The organism is Pseudomonas sp. BJP69 (assembly GCF_007633355.1).
GTDB lineage: Bacteria > Pseudomonadota > Gammaproteobacteria > Pseudomonadales > Pseudomonadaceae > Aquipseudomonas > Aquipseudomonas juntendi.
In genome coordinates, this window is record NZ_CP041933.1 from 5,182,343 (window position 1) to 5,200,509 (window position 18,167).

12 protein-coding genes are annotated in these 18,167 nt (G+C 64.1%); all 12 read right to left on the minus strand.

The features are described 5' to 3' along the window. Position 1 precedes the first annotated feature (1 nt). Complete coding sequence (gene gspF, locus FPB55_RS24160) at positions 2-1,207, minus strand: type II secretion system inner membrane protein GspF (protein ID WP_144189465.1); 1,206 nt, start codon at positions 1,205-1,207, stop codon at positions 2-4. Position 1,208: 1 nt separating this feature from the next. Further along, positions 1,209-2,672, minus strand: coding sequence for a type II secretion system ATPase GspE (gspE, locus tag FPB55_RS24165; RefSeq protein ID WP_144189466.1), 1,464 nt, complete (start codon positions 2,670-2,672; stop codon positions 1,209-1,211). Beyond that, on the minus strand, positions 2,669-4,510 hold the full coding sequence (gspD, locus tag FPB55_RS24170) for a type II secretion system secretin GspD (protein ID WP_144189467.1): 1,842 nt from the start codon (positions 4,508-4,510) through the stop codon (positions 2,669-2,671). The genes gspE and gspD overlap by 4 nt, the downstream gene beginning before the upstream one ends. Then, positions 4,507-5,001, minus strand: coding sequence for a type II secretion system protein N (locus FPB55_RS24175; RefSeq protein WP_029886141.1), 495 nt, complete (start codon positions 4,999-5,001; stop codon positions 4,507-4,509). Before FPB55_RS24175 ends, gspD begins: the two co-directional genes overlap by 4 nt. Before the next feature lie 5 nt (positions 5,002-5,006). After that, the gene (locus FPB55_RS24180) at positions 5,007-5,519 is read right to left on the minus strand and encodes a cytochrome b/b6 domain-containing protein (protein WP_029886142.1); all 513 of its coding nucleotides are present in this window, start codon (positions 5,517-5,519) and stop codon (positions 5,007-5,009) included. 51 nt (positions 5,520-5,570) lie between these two features. After that, positions 5,571-7,028 (minus strand): N-acetylglucosamine-binding protein GbpA, encoded by a 1,458-nt coding sequence (gene gbpA, locus FPB55_RS24185; RefSeq protein ID WP_238706609.1) that lies wholly within the window; start codon positions 7,026-7,028, stop codon positions 5,571-5,573. Positions 7,029-7,225: 197 nt separating this feature from the next. Further along, entirely contained in the window at positions 7,226-8,290 is a 1,065-nt protein-coding gene (hemE, locus tag FPB55_RS24190; RefSeq protein ID WP_009684960.1) for a uroporphyrinogen decarboxylase, read from the minus strand. Positions 8,291-8,484: 194 nt separating this feature from the next. After that, complete coding sequence (locus FPB55_RS24195; protein ID WP_009684959.1) at positions 8,485-9,903, minus strand: FAD-dependent oxidoreductase; 1,419 nt, start codon at positions 9,901-9,903, stop codon at positions 8,485-8,487. A 123-nt stretch (positions 9,904-10,026) separates the two neighbouring features. After that, complete coding sequence (gltB, locus tag FPB55_RS24200; protein ID WP_047149603.1) at positions 10,027-14,472, minus strand: glutamate synthase large subunit; 4,446 nt, start codon at positions 14,470-14,472, stop codon at positions 10,027-10,029. 373 nt (positions 14,473-14,845) lie between these two features. Next, positions 14,846-16,435, minus strand: coding sequence for an AAA family ATPase (locus FPB55_RS24205; protein WP_054881140.1), 1,590 nt, complete (start codon positions 16,433-16,435; stop codon positions 14,846-14,848). A gap of 15 nt (positions 16,436-16,450) precedes the next feature. Beyond that, positions 16,451-17,548, minus strand: coding sequence for a 3-dehydroquinate synthase (gene aroB / locus FPB55_RS24210; RefSeq protein ID WP_009684952.1), 1,098 nt, complete (start codon positions 17,546-17,548; stop codon positions 16,451-16,453). 97 nt (positions 17,549-17,645) lie between these two features. Beyond that, on the minus strand, positions 17,646-18,164 hold the full coding sequence (gene aroK, locus FPB55_RS24215; protein ID WP_009684951.1) for a shikimate kinase AroK: 519 nt from the start codon (positions 18,162-18,164) through the stop codon (positions 17,646-17,648). Between the last annotated feature and the right edge of the window lie 3 nt (positions 18,165-18,167).

Sequence of the window (18,167 nt, forward strand, 5' to 3'; positions counted from 1 at the left end):
GTCAGTTGACCAGTTGGTTGAGGTTGAGGATCGGCAGCAGGATGGCCAGCACGATGAACAGCACGATGCCCCCCATCACCAGCAGCATCAGGGGTTCGCAGAGGCTCACCAGCAGCGCGATACGCCCTGCCAGTTGCCTGGCCTGGAGGTCTGCGGCACGTTCAAGCATGGTGTCCAGTTCACCGGCGCGTTCGCCGCTGGCGATCATGTGCAGCATGAGCGGTGGCAGGGTGTCGCTGCGTGTCAGGCAACTGGCCAAGGCGCTGCCCTCGGCCAGCTCGCGGGCGGCCTGCAGCAGACGCTCGCGCAGGGTGAGGTTGCCGATCACCGCCGCAGCGATGTTCATCGCTTCTACCAAGGCCACGCCGCTGCGCCCCAGGATCGCCAGGGTGCTGATGAACCGCGCCGCCTCGCTGGCCCGCGCGAATTCGCCATAACCTGGCAGGCGCAGTGCCAAGGCATGCCACCGGCTACGCCATGGCGGTTGTTGCAGGGCCCACGCGCCCAGAGCAATGCCGGCCAGCAGCAGCGTGAGCGCTGTCAGGCCGTACTGGTTGGCGGCATCGCTCAGGGCAATCAGCACTTGCGTGGCCAACGGCAGGCGCGCCTGGTCGCGGGAGAATGCCTGCACCACATCAGGCACGACATAGCCCAGCAGAAACCCCACCACCAGCAACGAGACGGCCAGCAGAATCACCGGGTAGACCATGGCCAGCTGCACTTTCTGCCGCAAGGCTTGCTCGTCCTCGCCATGCGCGGCCAAACGTTCGAGCACGTCCGCCAAGCGCCCGGAGCGCTCCGCAGCGGCCACGGTGGCCCGGTAGATGACCGGGAACGCGCGCGGGTAATGGGCCAGCGCCTGGGCCAGGGCATGGCCTTCGGCAACCCGCTCTGCCACGCCGCGCAACACCTGCCGCTCCTGGCGCCGGGTGCCTTGCTCGGCAACCGCCTGCAAGGCTTCGGTCAACGGCAGCCCGGCCTGCAGCAGGGTCGCCAGCTGGCGGGTCAGCAGCGAGCGCCGGGCCAGGCTCAAACCGCTACGGTTCAGCACGCCCGCCAGCAGTGACCGCGGCACGGGGCGCAGTTTCAGCACCTGCCAGCCTTGCTCGCGCAAGGTTTGCCGAGCCTGACGCGCCCCTGGGGCTTCCAGCGTACCGCGCTGGCGGGCGCCCTTGGCATCCTGGGCCTGATAGCGAAACAGCTGCATGTCAGTCCTGCCCGGTCACGCGCAGCAGTTCTGCCACGCTGGTCTGCCCTTGGCAGACACGCTGAACACCGTGCTGGAACAGGCTCGGCGTGTCCTGGCGAATCAGTTCATGCATGGCGGCCTGGGATGCCTGGGTGTGGATCGCCTGAGCCAGTGCGGGCTTGACCACCACCATCTCGTGCAAGGCCAGGCGCCCACTGTAGCCCGCCTGGCATTCACTGCAGCCCTGCGCCTGGTAAAGCTGCGCGGGCAGCCCGGCAGGGTTGCCCAAGGCGCTGGCCATGGCCTGGTCCACCTCGCAGGCCACCTTGCAGTGCGGGCAGAGCCGGCGTACCAGGCGCTGGGCCATCACCCCGGCCAGCGACGAAGCCAGCAGGCAGGTATCGATGCCCATGTCGGCAAGCCGCGTGATTGCCCCCAGCGCGCTGTTGGTGTGCAGGGTGGAAAGTACCAGGTGGCCCGTCAGCGACGCCTGCACCGCGATGTTGGCGGTTTCCTTGTCGCGGATTTCGCCCACCATGACCACGTCCGGGTCCTGACGCAGAATGGCGCGCAGGCCACGGGCGAAGGTCATGTCGACCTTGGGGTTGACCTGGGTTTGCCCGATGCCCGCCAGGTGGTACTCGATCGGGTCCTCCACGGTGAGGATATTGCGCGACTCCTGGTTCAGGTACGCAAGCGCGGTGTACAAGGTGGTGGTCTTGCCCGAGCCGGTTGGGCCGGTGACTAGGAAAATGCCGTGTGGCTTTTCCAGCATGCTCATGAAGCCACCACGCACAGCCGCCGGCATCTGCATGTGGTCGATGTCCAGGCGCACGGCTTGCTTGTCCAGCAACCGCAGCACCACCCGCTCGCCATGGGTGGCAGGCAAAGTCGATACGCGCACGTCGACTTCATGGCCAGCCAGGCGCAGGCTGATGCGACCGTCCTGGGGCACGCGCTTCTCGGCGATGTCCAGGCGCGCCATGACCTTGATGCGCGAAACCAGCAGGGCAGACAGTTCCCGCGGGGGTGACAGCACTTCGCGCATGACGCCGTCGATGCGCATGCGCACGCGCAGCTGATGCTCGAAGGTTTCCAGGTGGATATCCGAGGCCCGCGAGCGCACCGCTTCGCTGAACAGGGCATTGAGCAGGCGGATGATCGGCGCATCGTCTTGCTGCTCGAGCAGGTCGCTGGTTTGCGGCAAGGCCTCGGCCAGCCGTGGCAGGTCGATTTCCTGGTCCAGGCCCTGGACGATCGATTGCGCGGCATCCCCACCCAGGCCGTAGCAACTGGCCAGGCGCTCGGCGAAGTCGGCTTCGCTCACCTGGCGCAGCGGCCAGGTATTGCCCAGCAAGCGGCAGGCTTCGGCCAGGGCGGCCAGGGAGGCGCCTTCTCGCATCAGCAGCACCGGCTCGGGCGCCTGGCGGTCGAGCAGGATCCCGTGACGCCGGGCGAAGCCGAATGGCAGCTCAGGACTCATGGCTGTGGCACTTGCGCGCTTGGCAAGCGACGCGGCTCGAACAGGCGCTGGGCATCAGCCGGCAAGGGCGAATCATCGGCGGCGCGCACCCCGTCGTAGGCCCTGCGCCCTACCTCGACCCGCTCCGCCTGGCTACGCAGAATGGTCGGGCGCAGGAAGACCATCAGGTTGGTTTTCTCCTGAATGTCGCTGCGCCAGCGGAACAGACCGCCAAGCCACGGAATGCGGCTGAGCAACGGTACCCCACGCTCGACCTGGCGCATGCTGTCCTTGATCAGGCCGCCAATCACGATGATCTCGCCGTCGGAGGCCAGGATGGTGCTCTTGAGCGTACGCTTGTTGGTGATCAGGTCGTTCTCGGCCGTGCTCGGCGCGATTTCGGAGCTTTCCTGCTCGACCTCCAGGCGCAGGCTTTGCCCCTCATTGATGTGCGGGCGCACCTTCAGGCTGATACCGATATCCTTGCGTTCGACCGTGGTGAACGGGTTCTCCGAACCACTGCCGGGGGTAACGTAGGAGCCGGTCTTGAAGGCGACGTTCTGCCCCACCAGGATATGCGCCTCCTGGTTGTCCAGGGTCAACAGGCTTGGCGTGGACAACAGGTTGCTGCGGCTGCTGCTGGCCAAGGCCGATATCAGCCCGGCAAAACGGTCCGTGCCAATGGCCAGGGCAGCACCACCCGGCAGCTTGGCCTCCTTGCCCAGCAGGTCGGCCAGCCCGGTGCCACTTTCGCTGAACGAGACCCCGCCGTTGAGCCCGCCGGTGCCCACGCCCCACTGCACACCCAACGCTTCATCGATGCTGCCGCTGACTTCGACGATTGCCGCATGGATGAGGACCTGCGCCCGTGGCTGGTCCAATTGCTGGATGATCTGCTCGACGCTGCCCAGTGTCTGCGGCTCGCCCAGCAGCACCAGCGCATTCTGGTCGGCATCGGCCTTGACCACGGCGTCGCCAGTGAGGTTGGCGCCCAAGTCACGGGTGCCCGGCGCGCCATCCAGGCGCTTGCCCACCTCACCCAGCACGTCGGCAAGCTGCTCGGCGTTACTGTGCTGCAAGCGCACCACACGCCAGTTCTGCGCGGTGGCGGGTGCCGCCACATCCAGCGAACGGGTCAGTTGTGCCAGGCGCTGCCTGGACTTGGCCGGGCCGAGGATCAGCAGGCGGCTACCGTTGGCGTCGGCCACCACCTGCACACCGCTGTCCGGCCCCCCGGCGGCCGCTTCGACCACGGCGAACACGGCCTCGGTCTGGGCGTTATGCAGGGTCACCAGCTCATAGTCGTGCCGCTGGCCGCTGTCCAGCTGCAAGACCAGGCTCTCCAAGCGTTCAAGGTTGGCTGCAGAGTCGGTCACCACCAAGGCGTTGGCCGAGCTGGAGGGGCCAATGTAGCCGCTGCTGGACACCAACGGCCGCAACAGGCCGGCCAGGTCGGCAGCGACGCTGCCCGACAAGGTAAAGACGCGCGTGGTGAACGCGGCCGGTATGGCCTCCACCTGTTGGTTGGCCCAGGCCTTGGCTTCGCTGGCCGGCAGCACCAGCAAACGGTCGCCATCATTCACGGCGGCAAAGCCCTGGGCATTGAGCACCGAGTAGAACAGCCGGCGTATGCCTTCGCGGTCCAGGGCTTCGTTGGAAAGCACGGTGATGCGCCCCTGCACGCGGGGGTCGAGGATGATGGTCTGGTCGAGGATTTCCCCCACCTCACGCACCACCTCGCGTACGTCGGCATCGCTCATCGCCAGTTGCCAGGTGGGCATTTCAGCCAGCGCCAGGGAACAGCACAGGGTCAAACAGGCGCCGAACGAGGCGCCTTGCAAATATCGCTTGAAAGTCATTGCACCTCCCGCAACAGGCGGGATGAAGGATCAGAAACCGGGCGCGGGCGAGGGGCCGCCCCCATGGGCAGAAAAACGCTGGGGCCAGGGGTAGCCAACGCCACGACTTCCTCGCGGCCGTCGACCCACAGCACGATGGAGCGCACATCGATACGGCGCAGCACACCGTGGCCCGCAATTCGCTCACCCACCCGGTAGACAGCCTCGCCCCCAGCGCTTTTCACCAACGCCCGCGCCCCGCCCTGGCTGGATACGAAGCAGGCCTTGAGCGTGATGTCCGCCCGGCTAGACCGCTGGCGCTCAGGCTGAAAGCCGAATGCCAAGGCCAGGGCGGTCGTCGAGAACGGTTGCTCCGGGGCGGCTGCCGTGGCCAGCGCCGAGGCCGGCAGCAGCGGGGGCGCAGTTAACGGATACAGCCGTTCCCGCGCTATCAGCCCGGCGAGCGTTACCAGCACCAGCGCCAGCCAGATCACATGCGATGAGCGCTTCATCCGAATCAGGGCAGCATGCGCCGCAGTACACGGCGCCCGGCCAGCTCATGCAGCACCACGGCGCCAATGTGCACCGACACGCCCAGGGCCAGCAGCAGGCACGCGCAGATGTGGACCTTGAACCACAGGCCGTGCCAGAACGGTTCGCTCAACAGCGGCGCGAGGGTGAACCAGCCGAACACGTCGATGGGCCGGTCCATCATCAATACGCCGGACAGCAGCACGATCGCGGTGGTCCAGTACAAACCTTCATGGACAAGATGGGCGATCCGCTCCCCCCTGGCTGCACCCTCCAGGCTGCCGGGTTTGAACAGGGTCCGCCGCAGCAGCCAGCGCAGCAGGAATATCGGGATGAACAGGGTGGTCATGGCCACGTTGACGAACGCAACCAAGTGAAACGTGGTCGGGGTGACGTTCAGGTGCGCCACGTAGAAGCCGCTGAGCAGTACCCAAATGATGACCAAGGCAGAGACCCAGTGCAGGAGGATCTGCTGCCAGGCATATTTTCGTGCTTGCATAAACAGTACTCGAAGGGCCTGGCCCCCCGTCGAGGGGCCAGGTGTGCTGCATTACTTCTCGGTCCAAGCCATGTTCCAGTGAGAGCCGGTACCTGGCTCGAACTGGGCGGCATTGGCGGAGTACTGCACGCAGTAACCCGAGTTCGGGAAGGGCTGGCACTCGTAGACCTTGCCATTCTTGGGCTGCAGTACCTTGGTGCCGGCCTGGTAGCTGGACAGCGACTCCGGGAAGACAAAGTCGTACGAGCCGTCACCCGACGCCTTGAGCTGGACCGTGCGCTCATCCTGCAGCAGCTCGCGCTTGTCCACGCCGACGACCTTGAGGGTGTGCTCACCTGGCACGCTGGCGACGTTCAAGGCGAACGGCGCGCTGCCGTTGACCAGTTGCCGTGCGTAGGCGACCTGCTTGTTGCTGGCGTCGAACAGCCGCGCCGATACGGTCAAGGCCTTGTTGGTCATGACGGTAAAGTCCACGCTACTCTGGCCATCAGCGATGGTGTACTCAGGTTTGACATCATGCAGGTGCAGGGTGGCGGGCTCACCGGCAGCGGCCTTGAAGTCGAGGATGTAGTTGGTCAGGCCACTTTCGGCTTTGGCGAAGATGCTGTTGGAGCCCTGGACAGGCTCGATGTTGCCGTCGGCATCCATTTGCCCGGCACGGACCAGCGTCTGGGTTTCGTTGATCTGCCTGGCGAGCTTGTAAGCCCAGTTGGCAGCGATACCTTCTTCGGCGTTGTCGATGGTGACGCTCACATGGTGCGACGGACGCTCGCCATTGGCATCGAATGCGCGGGACGTCACCTGGTCGCCCACTTCAAGGTCTCGGCTGGCGCTGATCTCGGCCAGGCGCGGCCATTCGGGCGCTGGCCCGCCGTCAAGTTGAATATCGACGTCAGCCACGCTATGGAAGGCCTTGTCGGTATCCCCCACTTTCCAGACACCCAGGATCACGTGCTGGCCGGCACGGTCGGCTGGCAAGGTGCAGCTATGCTTGGGGTTGGTGCCAGTGCCGCTGGCAGGCACCTGGTTGTTGCCATCGACTACACAGAACGGCGCGTCGTCGAACGAGGCGCGGCTCAGTGCGGTATTGGGGTTCCAGTCGGCTTTGGTGATGAAGTATTCCCACGTGGTTACCGGGTGCGGCGCCTGGTAATGCCAGTCGAACTGAATGTTCCGGTCAACGATGGGGGTCAGATGCCAGCGGTTGGCCGACTGCTCGTCGAGGGCACCGAAATCGCCACGGATACCACCGCTGGCAATTTTCCCATCAACAGGGCCGGCCGCCGGGAAACGCCCAATGGCCTCACCGACCGACCACGGTTCGTACTGAGCGCCGCCACAGTTGCTGTTCAGGTTCTTGTGGTTGGCATGGCACAGCGCTGCCCGTGAAGGCGGGTCAGCCAGATGGCCGTGTGCCTGGGCAACCTGAACCTGCAAACCTGCACCTGCGATAGCCATCCACACACCGGTGGCAACAACGCTTCTGCGCAGGGTTTTTCTTGTATTCATCACGAACTCCGAAGGTTGAATGCAAAAGGGCACATTCACGCGCGGCGAATGTGCCCTCTGCTCAAGGGAGGTCGGACATTAGAAGAAACATCTGTGCCTATATGTAGGAATACGGCTGAACGTTCGGCACATTTTCGGAAATGCACGGCAGCGGCAGGCACAGGCTCCCCAAACCCTGGTTCGGGGAGCCTGGAAACTCAAACGTGGTATTGCGCCGACAGCTCGTGCACCGCGTTGATGAACACGCCTGCGTGCGCCGGGTCGACTTCCGGGGTGATGCCGTGGCCCAGGTTGAACACGTGGCCGTTGCCGTGGCCGTAGCTGGCCAGGATGCGCGCCACTTCCTGGCGGATGGCCTCTGGCTTGGCGTACAGCACGGTCGGGTCCATGTTGCCCTGCAAGGCTACCTTGTCGCCCACACGGCGACGGGCGTCGCCAATGTCACAGGTCCAGTCCAGGCCCAGAGCATCGGCACCGGCCTCGGCGATGCTTTCAAGCCACAGGCCACCGTTCTTGGTGAACAGGATGACCGGCACCTTGCGCCCTTCATGCTCGCGGATCAGGCCGCTGACGATCTTGCGCATGTAGGCGAGGGAGAACTCCTGGTAGGCCGCCGCTGACAGGTTGCCGCCCCAGGTGTCGAAGATCTGCACGGCCTGGGCACCGGCAAGGATCTGCCCGTTGAGGTAGCTGGTCACCGACTGGGCCAGCTTGTCCAGCAGCAGGTGCAGCGCTTGCGGGTTGTCATAGGCCATGGCCTTGGTCTTGCGGAAGTCCTTCGACGACCCGCCTTCGACCATGTAGGTGGCCAGGGTCCAGGGGCTACCGGAAAAACCGATGAGCGGAACGCGGCCGTTGAGTTCGCGGCGGATGGTGCTGACCGCATCCATCACGTAGCCCAGGTCTTTTTGCGGGTCGGGAACCGGCAGGGCTTCGATATCGGCCGGGGTACTGACGACCTTCCTGAAACGCGGGCCTTCGCCGGTTTCGAAGTACAGGCCCAGGCCCATGGCATCGGGGATGGTGAGGATGTCGGAGAACAGGATCGCCGCGTCCAGCGGGTAGCGGTCCAGCGGCTGCAAGGTAACCTCGCAGGCGAACTGCGGGTTCATGCACAGGCTCATGAAATCGCCTGCCTTGGCACGGCTGGCGCGGTACTCCGGCAGGTAGCGCCCGGCCTGGCGCATCATCCACACCGGGGTGACGTCTACGGGTTGCTTGAGCAGTGCACGCAGGAAACGATCGTTCTTCAGGGCAGTCATGTCGGCATCCGGAAAAATAGTGCGGGCATTTTCTCAGACGCCAGCGCAAAAGGCACGGCCATGGCCATGCGTTTTGTCTATTGGATGCCACAGATCAAGCGTTTTTGTATACAAAAGCTTCGCGGGCACGCCCGCTCCCACAGGTTCTGCGCCGAACCCTGTGGCAGCGGGCGTGCCCGCGAACAGGTCGAGAATCAGACTTCCAGGTAGTCCAGGATACCCTCAGCAGCAGTGCGCCCTTCGAAGATCGCCGTCACCACCAGGTCCGAACCGCGCACCATGTCGCCACCGGCAAACACTTTCGGGTTGCTGGTCTGGTGCTTGAACTTGCCCTTCTCCGGCGCCACCACACGGCCCTGGCTGTCCAGCTGGATGTCATGCTGCTCGAACCATGGCGCCGGGCTTGGGCGGAAGCCAAAGGCGATCACCACGGCATCGGCCGGCAGGATTTCCTCGGAACCCGGAATCGGCTCGGGGCTGCGACGGCCACGGGCATCCGGCTCGCCCAGGCGGGTTTCGACCACCTTCACACCCTCGACCTTGTCCTCGCCGACAATGGCGATGGGTTGGCGGTTGTAGAGGAACTTCACGCCTTCTTCCTTGGCGTTCTTCACCTCTTTGCGCGAACCCGGCATGTTGGCTTCGTCACGGCGATAGGCGCAGGTCACCGCCTTGGCACCCTGGCGGATCGAGGTACGGTTGCAGTCCATGGCAGTGTCGCCACCGCCCAGCACCACAACCTTCTTGCCCTGCATGTCGATGAAGTCTTCAGGCGACTTCTCGAAGCCCAGGTTGCGGTTGACGTTGGCAATCAGGAAGTCCAGCGCGTCATGTACGCCCGGCAGGTCCTCACCCGGGAAGCCACCCTTCATGTAGGTGTAGGTACCCATGCCCATGAACACTGCGTCGTACTCGGCGAGCAGTTGTTCCATGGTCACGTCCTTGCCCACCTCGGTATTGAGGCGGAACTCGATACCCATGCCGGTGAACACTTCGCGGCGGTTGCTGAGCACGCTCTTTTCCAGCTTGAACTCGGGAATACCGAAGGTCAGCAGGCCACCGATTTCCGGGTTCTTGTCGAATACCACCGGGGTAACCCCGGCGCGCACCAGCACGTCGGCGCAGCCCAGGCCAGCAGGGCCTGCGCCAATGATGGCGACGCGCTTGCCGGTGGGCTTGACCTTGGACATGTCCGGGCGCCAGCCCATGGCAAAGGCGGTATCGGTGATGTACTTCTCCACCGAGCCGATGGTCACCGCGCCAAAGCCGTCGTTCAGGGTGCAGGCACCCTCGCACAGGCGGTCTTGCGGGCACACCCGGCCGCACACTTCGGGCAGGGTGTTGGTCTGGTGCGACAGCTCCGCTGCCGCCAGGATGTTGCCCTCGGAAACCAGCTTCAACCAGTTGGGGATGAAGTTGTGCACCGGGCACTTCCATTCGCAGTACGGGTTACCGCAGCCCAGGCAACGGTGCGCCTGCTCCACGGACTGCTGCGGCTTGAACGGCTCGTAGATTTCCACGAACTCTTTCTTGCGCTGGCGCAGCAGCTTTTTCTTCGGGTCCTTGCGGCCCACTTCGATGAACTGGAAGTCGTTGTTCAGACGTTCAGCCATTTTTCAAAACCTCTTTACAGCAGCTGCAAGCTACACGCTGCAAACTGCAAGACGATCACTTAAGCCGGGCAAACCTCGTGCTGCTTCTGCGTGCAGCTTGAGGCTTGCCACTTGCAGCTGTTGTTACTGCGGGTTGGCGCGAGTGCTGGACAGCAGTTGCTTCAGGTTGGCTGCCTTGGGCTTGACCAGCCAGAAGCGCCGCACGTAGTCGTCCAGGTTCTCCGAGAGCTCACGCCCCCACTCGCTGCCGGTCTCCTCCACATACTCGGCAAGGACCCGCGCCAGATGGCTGCGGTAAGCTTCCATGGCTTCCCCACTGATACGCTGGATTTCCACCAGCTCGTGGTTGAGCTTGTCGACGAAGCTGTTGTCCATGTCGAGCACGTAGGCGAAGCCGCCAGTCATGCCAGAACCGAAGTTGTAACCGGTGTTGCCCAGCACGCAGACAAAGCCGCCGGTCATGTATTCACAGCAGTGATCGCCGGTACCCTCGACAACAGCGTGGGCGCCGGAGTTACGGACAGCGAAGCGCTCGCCGGCAGTACCGGCGGCAAACAGTTTGCCGCCAGTGGCACCGTACAGGCAGGTGTTGCCGAGGATGGCGCTGTCCTGGGTGGCGAACGGGCTGCCAGCAGGCGGCACGATGGTGAGCTTGCCACCGGTCATGCCCTTGCCGACGTAGTCGTTGGCGTCACCTTCCAGGTGCAGGTTCAGGCCACCGGCGTTCCACACACCGAAGCTCTGGCCCGCGGTCCCTTTGAAGCGGAACGTGATCGGCGCCGCGGCCATGCCCTGGTTGCCGTGCAGGCGGGCGATCTCGCCCGATACACGCGCGCCGATGGAACGGTCGCAGTTGCAGATGTCGAGGCTGAACTCGCCACCGGCCTGGTCACGAATGGCCGGCATGGCCATTTCCACCATCTTCTCGGCCAGGTGGCCTTCGTCGAACGGCGGGTTCCTGTCGACTTCGCAGAACTGTGGCTTGTCTGCCGGAATGTGCGAGCTGCCCAGCAGCGGCGACAGGTCCAGGTACCGCTGACGCTCGGTGTCGCCTGGCAGCACGTCGAGCAGGTCGGTACGGCCGATCAGTTCGCCGAGGCTGCGCACGCCCAGCTTGGCCAGCCACTCACGGGTTTCTTCGGCGACGAAGGTGAAGAAATTGATCACCATGTCGACGGTGCCGATGTAGTGGTCCTTGCGCAGCTTGTCATTCTGCGTGGCTACGCCGGTCGCGCAGTTGTTCAGGTGGCAGATGCGCAGGTACTTGCAGCCCAGGGCGATCATGGGCGCGGTGCCAAAGCCGAAGCTTTCGGCGCCGAGGATGGCAGCCTTGATCACGTCCAGGCCGGTTTTCAGGCCACCGTCGGTCTGTACCCGCACCTTGCCGCGCAGGTCGTTGCCGCGCAGGGTCTGGTGGGTTTCGGCCAGGCCCAGTTCCCACGGGGCGCCGGCGTACTTGATCGAGGTCAGCGGCGACGCACCGGTACCACCGTCATAGCCGGAAATGGTGATCAGGTCGGCATAAGCCTTGGCCACACCGGCGGCAATGGTGCCCACGCCGGCCTCTGCCACCAGCTTGACAGACACCAGGGCCTGCGGGTTGACCTGCTTGAGGTCGTAGATCAGCTGGGCCAGGTCTTCGATCGAGTAAATGTCGTGGTGCGGTGGCGGCGAGATCAGGGTCACGCCCGGTACCGCATAGCGCAGCTTGGCGATCAGGCCATTGACCTTGCCACCTGGCAGCTGGCCGCCCTCGCCGGGCTTGGCGCCCTGGGCCACCTTGATCTGCAGCACTTCGGCGTTCACCAGGTATTCCGGGGTCACACCAAAGCGGCCGGTGGCCACCTGCTTGATCTTCGAGCTGCGGATGGTGCCGTAGCGCGACGGGTCTTCGCCACCCTCACCGGAGTTGGAGCGCGCGCCCAGGCGGTTCATCGCCTCGGCCAAAGCTTCGTGCGCTTCCGGCGACAGGGCGCCAAGGGAAATACCGGCGGAGTCGAAGCGCTTGAGGATGGCCTCCAGCGGCTCGACCTGTTCCAGCGCCAACGGCTGGTCGGCCACCTTGACCTTCAGCAGGTCGCGGATCATCGACACCGGGCGCTGGTCGACCAGCGTGGTGTATTCCTTGAACTTGGCGTAGTCACCCTGCTGCACTGCAGCCTGCAGCGTGTTGACCACGTCCGGGTTGTAGGCGTGGTACTCGCCACCGTGCACGAACTTCAGCAGGCCGCCTTGCTGGATCGGCTTGCGCGCGCTCCAGGCTTCGGCTGCCAGCAGCTTCTGGTCGCTTTCCAGGTCTTCGAAGCGTGCACCCTTGATGCGGCTGGACACCCCCTTGAAGCTCAGGCCGACCACTTCTTCGGACAGGCCGATGGCTTCGAACAGCTGCGCACCCCGGTACGAGGCGATGGTGGAGATGCCCATCTTCGACAGGATCTTCAGCAAGCCTTTGGAAATGCCTTTGCGGTAGTACTTGAACACCTCGTCCAGGTCGCCCAGCACTTCACCGGTACGAATCAGGTCGGCGAGCACTTCGTAGGACAGGTACGGGTAGACGGCCGACGCACCGAAGCCCAGCAGCACGGCGAAGTGATGCGGGTCGCGGGCTGTGGCGGTTTCCACCAGGATGTTGCTGTCGCAACGCAGGCCCTGCTCGGTCAGGCGGTGGTGTACGGCACCCACGGCCAGCGAAGCATGCACAGGCAGCTTGCCCGGGGCAATGTAGCGGTCGCTCAGCACCAGCTGGGTCTTGCCCGCGCGCACGGCTTCTTCAGCCTGGTCGGCAATGTTGCGGATCGCCGCTTCCAGGCCGACGCTCTGCTCATAGTTGAGGTCGATCAGCTGACGCTCGAAGCCTGCACGCTCCAGGTTCATCAGCGAACGCCACTTGGCCGGGGAAATGACTGGCGAGCTGAGGATCACCCGCGAGGCGTGCTCCGGGGACTCCTGGAAGATGTTGCGCTCAGCGCCGAGGCAGATTTCCAGCGACATCACGATCGCTTCGCGCAGCGGGTCGATCGGTGGGTTGGTCACCTGGGCGAACTGTTGGCGGAAGAAGTCGTATGGCGAACGCACACGTTGCGACAGCACAGCCATCGGCGTGTCGTCACCCATCGAGCCAACGGCCTCCTGGCCCTGCTCACCCAACGGGCGCAGCACCTGGTCACGCTCTTCGAAGGTGACCTGGAACATTTTCATGTATTGCTTGAGCTGGTCAGCGTCGTAGCTGGCCACGCCCTGGTCGTCGGTCAGCGTCGCCTGGATACGCGTGGCGTGCTGACGCAGCCAACGCTTGTACGGGTGGCGCGACTTCAGGCGGTCGTCGATGGCATCGGTATCGAGGATCTGCCCGGTTTCGGTGTCCACGGCAAGGATCTGGCCCGGGCCCACGCGGCCCTTGGCCAATACTTCCTCAGGCTGGTAGCCCCACACGCCGATTTCAGAGGCGATGGTGATGTAGCCATTGGTGGTGGTCACCCAGCGCGCCGGGCGCAGGCCGTTACGGTCGAGCAGGCACACCGCATGGCGGCCTTCGGTCATGACGATACCGGCCGGACCGTCCCACGGCTCCATGTGCATGGAGTTGTATTCGTAGAACGCGCGCAGGTCGGCGTCCATGGTCTCGACGTTCTGCCAGGCTGGCGGTACCAGCATGCGCACGCCGCGGAACAGGTCGATACCGCCGGTGACCATCAGCTCCAGCATGTTGTCCATGCTCGAGGAGTCCGAACCGACGCGGTTGACCAGCGGGCCAAGCTCTGCGAGGTCGGGGATCAGGTCGTTGGCGAACTTGGTGCGACGGGCCATGGCCCAGTTGCGGTTACCGGTAATGGTGTTGATCTCGCCGTTGTGAGCGAGGAAGCGGAACGGCTGCGCCAGCGGCCACTTCGGCAGGGTGTTGGTCGAGAAGCGCTGGTGGAACACGCAGATCGCCGTTTGCAGGCGCTCGTCACCCAGGTCCGGGTAAAACGCCGCGAGATCGCGCGGCATCATCAGGCCTTTGTAGATGATGGTCTTGTGCGAGAAGCTGCAGATGTAGTGGTCGGCGTCATCGGCGTTGGCAACCGACGAACGGCGCCGGGCGCTGAACAGCTTGATGGCGAATTCCTGGTCGCTCAGGCCCTCACCGCCGATGAACACCTGCTCGATCTGCGGCAGGCGCTCCATGGCCAGGCGGCCGAGAACGCTGGTGTCGATCGGCACCTTGCGCCAGCCAACCAGCTTCAGCCCGGCAGCGATGATCTCGCGATCCATGTTGGCACGTGCAGCTTCGGCTTTGACCGGGTCCTGGTTGAAGAACACCATGCCAACGGCGTACTGCTTGGGCAACTCGACGGCAAAATGCTCCTGGGCCATGGCGCGCAGGAACTGATCGGGCTTCTGAATCAGCAGACCGCAACCGTCACCGGTCTTGCCGTCGGCGTTGATGCCACCGCGGTGGGTCATGCAAGTCAGTGCCTGCATGGCGGTTTGCAGAAGGTGGTGGCTCGCCTCGCCCGTCATATGGGCGATCAGGCCAAAACCACAGTTGTCCTTGAATTCTTCGGGATGGTACAGACCTGTTTTCATAGACACATTCTCACCAGGTTCACCTCTCAACGGAGGCAAATCTCTTTTTTAACAACCACTTACCATCCACGCCGATCAAACGCCAGCTTTTTTGCGGTGGCCATGGAAAACCATTGTTGCACAGCGACAGCGATGCTCACAAATTTTCATGTCTCACCATTGAAAATTTATGTCGCCATTTTGAATGTTTTTGCGTCATGCGCCGTGATAGACGCTTGACTCGAGTCTGAAGCGTTTCAGCCATGACTGCAACTCGGGGCTTGTGGCCGGCAGTCTGGGACAGAAAAGCCTGCCGCGCTCGGGCGCAGCAGGCTAGTCGAAAGCTAGAATTCGCTTAGCAACAGGGCAGCGGGGTGGTGCCGCCCGGCAGGTATCAGCGGGCCGAGGCCAGCTCTTGTTGGACGCTGGCGACGGTACGTGGCCAAGGTTTACCAGCCTGGACCTTCGCTGGCAAGTTCTTGATTGCCGCAACCGCAGCATCGCGGCTGGCGAAACTGCCGTAAGTGACCACATACAGCGGCTTGCCTTGCAGGTCTTTCTTGAAGTAGCGATAGTCGCCACCCTGGGCTTTCACGTACGCCTGCGCCGAGGCCTCGGAGCTGGTGCCGAGGATCTGCACCACGTAATTGCCCGGTTTCTGCCCGGCGTACCAGCTGCTGTTGCCAGTGCCGCCAGCGGCTGGCTTTTCAGCAGGCTTGGCGGCCGGCTTGGCCACGGCGACCTGGGTCGGTGCCGGGGCCGGCTTGGCCGTCGCAACCGGCTTGGCAGGCTGGGTTGCGACCGGTTTTTGCGCAGGCGCAACCTGCTGCACGGGTTGCGCAGGCGTCGGCGCGGGGCCCGCCGCTACGCCTTGCGGCGGGGCGATGGTGGTCACGGTCGGCGGCGGGTTGCCAGGCTGCAGGGCGGTATCGCCAGCCGGGCTGCCTTCTTCCCCCTCACCCATGCCTGCGGCCTGGGCCAGCGGCTCGCGCATCACCGGCTGTGACTGCCCTCCCAATGGCAGCGGCACCGGCTGGGACGAGCCAGAGAACTCGATGTTGGCGCCCTGCTTGCCGTCGCCAAGCGGTAACTGAGCCTGGGCAGCCGGTGCGTCGGCCGGCGCTTTTTCGCCTTTCTTGGGCATCAACACGGCAGCTGCAACGGCAACCACGACCACGGCAGACAACGCGAGCACATGTTTTTTTGGCATCTTGAACCCCATGGATGGTCGCTTGGCCGTCGTCCGGCTGGCGATCATGGCTTCGATCAAAGTGTCACGGGCGACCTGGTTGATGTTGCCAGGCCAGCCGTCGGAGTTTTCATGGATATCGACGATCTGTTCACGGCTGAACACCTCGATGCCCCGGCCTGCGCCTTCCAGGCGCTGCTCCAGGTATTCGCGGGTTTCCTCTTCACTGTAGGGGGCCAGCTCGATGATGTGGAAGCGTTCTTCCTCGACATTGAGCTCGTCCAACCCTGCAATCAGCGAAGGCTCACCAAACAGGAACACGTGCGGGCGCCCTTCCGGCACCCCCGCCGCCAATTCCAGCAACGCTTGGAGTGCCGACTCGTCGAGTTGTTCCGCATCGTCCACCAGCAAGTACACTTCCTGCCCGGTGAGTGCCAGTTGCACCACCTTGGACAGGATCGCCTGCATCTCCGGCTGGGCCACGTCCAGGTTCTGCGCGACCTGGCCCAATACACTGGCAGCATCGCTGGCACCACGGGCGGACACCACGACGCTCTGCACCGCCTGCTTGTTGGTACTGGCCACCAGCGCCTGGCGCAGCAGGGTCTTGCCGCTACCCTGCGGGCCGGTGACGACCAGCATCAGTTGGCTGTAGCGAGCCAGGTGGTGCAGCTGGCCGAGCACAGGCTTGCGCTGGGCAGGGAAAAACTTGAAGCCGGGCACCCGCGGTGCGAACGGATCGTGGCTCAACTGGTAATGGTCGAGAAAGGCCTCATCGGCATGCAAACTGGTCATTGCGCTGTCACAACCTCAAAGCTGGGCCACGATCGCGCGGTAATCCGCCGACAGCGTGGCCTGTAGAGTCTCTTTCGGATAGTCGTCGGTGACCACGGCCTCGCCCATCTGGCGCAGCAGCACCAGACGCAGACGCCCGTCGAGCACCTTCTTGTCGACCGCCATGTGCTCCATGAAATGCGCCGGGGTCATTTCCTGTGGTGGCACCACCGGCAAACCTGCGTCCTGCAACAGGCGGATTCCGCGATCGCGCTCGGCCTGGTCGAGCCAGCCAAGGCGCATGGACATTTCCAGGGCCATGACCGTGCCCGCCGCCACGGCTTCGCCGTGCAGCCACACGCCATAGCCCATGTGGGTTTCGATGGCATGCCCGAAGGTATGCCCCAAGTTCAGCGTGGCCCGCACGCCAGACTCGCGTTCGTCGGCGCCCACCACTGCGGCCTTGGCCGCACACGAGCGGCGAATGGCTTCGGTCAGGGCTGCCGAGTCGAGGGTACGCAGGGCCTGCATATTGTCTTCGAGCCAGGCGAGGAAGGGCTTGTCACAGATCAGCCCGTACTTGATCACTTCGGCCAGGCCTGCCGAAAGCTCGCGCGCCGGCAAGGTCTTCAGGCTGGTGGTATCAATCAGCACCGCGTTGGGCTGGTAGAAGGCGCCGACCATGTTCTTGCCCAGCGGGTGATTGATGCCGGTCTTGCCGCCTACCGAGGAGTCGACCTGGGACAACAGGGTGGTCGGCACCTGGATGAAGTCCACGCCCCGCTGATAGCATGCAGCGGCAAAGCCGGCCATGTCACCGACCACCCCGCCGCCCAGGGCGACCACGGTGGTACGGCGGTCATGCCGCGCCGTCAGCAGGCCATCGAAGATCAGTTGCAGGGTTTCCCAGTTCTTGTGGGCTTCGCCATCGGGCAGTACCACTGGCAGCACCGAGTAGGCCCCCAGGGTCTTGGCCAGGCGGTCGAGATACAGCGGCGCGACGGTCTCGTTGGAGACGATGGCAACCTGCCGGCCGGCAATGTGCGGCGCCAGCAGCTCGGGCTGGTCCAACAGGCCTTCGCCAATGTAGATCGGGTAGCTACGCTCGCCCAGGTCGACCTTCAGTGTCTGCATGTATCCCCACAATGTTCTTGGGCGCGGTGCCGTTCTGGCGACCTGCGCGGTAACGTTGAACCTCGCCTCGGCGCTGGTGGCCGAGAATAGTCCCGGGTTAACGGGGCGGCAACTGCTGCAAGCGCTCGAGGATGTCGATCACCACCATGCGTGGTGGCCGCTCGTCGGTTTCTACGACCAGGTCGGCGATCTCGCGGTAGAGCGGGTCGCGGGTTTCCAGCAGGTTCCGCAAGGTGGCCTCGGGGTTGGCGGTGCGCAGCAGCGGGCGATTGCGGTCGCGCGCCGTGCGGCCGACCTGCTGTTCGACCGAGGCGTGCAGGTAGATTACCCGGCCGCCCTGGTGCAGCGCCTGGCGGTTGGCTTCGCGCATGACGGCACCGCCACCGGTGGCCAGGACCACGCCGTCGAGGCCACACAGCTCGGCAATCATCGCTTGCTCGCGATCACGGAAACCCGGCTCGCCTTCCTTGTCGAAAATCCACGGGATGTTGGCGCCGCAACGCAGTTCGATTTCCTTGTCGGAATCCTTGAACAGCAGGCGCAGCTCTTTGGCCAATAGGCGGCCGATGGTGCTTTTACCAGCACCCATGGGCCCCACAAGTATCAAATTTCGCACAGA

Coding starts and splice junctions, on each gene's coding strand:
- gbpA (WP_238706609.1), bottom strand. CDS start 7,028: ATGAATACAAGAAAAACCCTGCGCAGAAGCGTTGTTGCCACCGGTGTG.
- gspF (WP_144189465.1), bottom strand. CDS start 1,207: ATGCAGCTGTTTCGCTATCAGGCCCAGGATGCCAAGGGCGCCCGCCAG.
- FPB55_RS24175 (WP_029886141.1), bottom strand. CDS start 5,001: ATGAAGCGCTCATCGCATGTGATCTGGCTGGCGCTGGTGCTGGTAACG.
- FPB55_RS24180 (WP_029886142.1), bottom strand. CDS start 5,519: ATGCAAGCACGAAAATATGCCTGGCAGCAGATCCTCCTGCACTGGGTC.
- FPB55_RS24195 (WP_009684959.1), bottom strand. CDS start 9,903: ATGGCTGAACGTCTGAACAACGACTTCCAGTTCATCGAAGTGGGCCGC.
- gspD (WP_144189467.1), bottom strand. CDS start 4,510: ATGACTTTCAAGCGATATTTGCAAGGCGCCTCGTTCGGCGCCTGTTTG.
- hemE (WP_009684960.1), bottom strand. CDS start 8,290: ATGACTGCCCTGAAGAACGATCGTTTCCTGCGTGCACTGCTCAAGCAA.
- gspE (WP_144189466.1), bottom strand. CDS start 2,672: ATGAGTCCTGAGCTGCCATTCGGCTTCGCCCGGCGTCACGGGATCCTG.
- aroB (WP_009684952.1), bottom strand. CDS start 17,548: ATGCAGACACTGAAGGTCGACCTGGGCGAGCGTAGCTACCCGATCTAC.
- gltB (WP_047149603.1), bottom strand. CDS start 14,472: ATGAAAACAGGTCTGTACCATCCCGAAGAATTCAAGGACAACTGTGGT.
- FPB55_RS24205 (WP_054881140.1), bottom strand. CDS start 16,435: ATGACCAGTTTGCATGCCGATGAGGCCTTTCTCGACCATTACCAGTTG.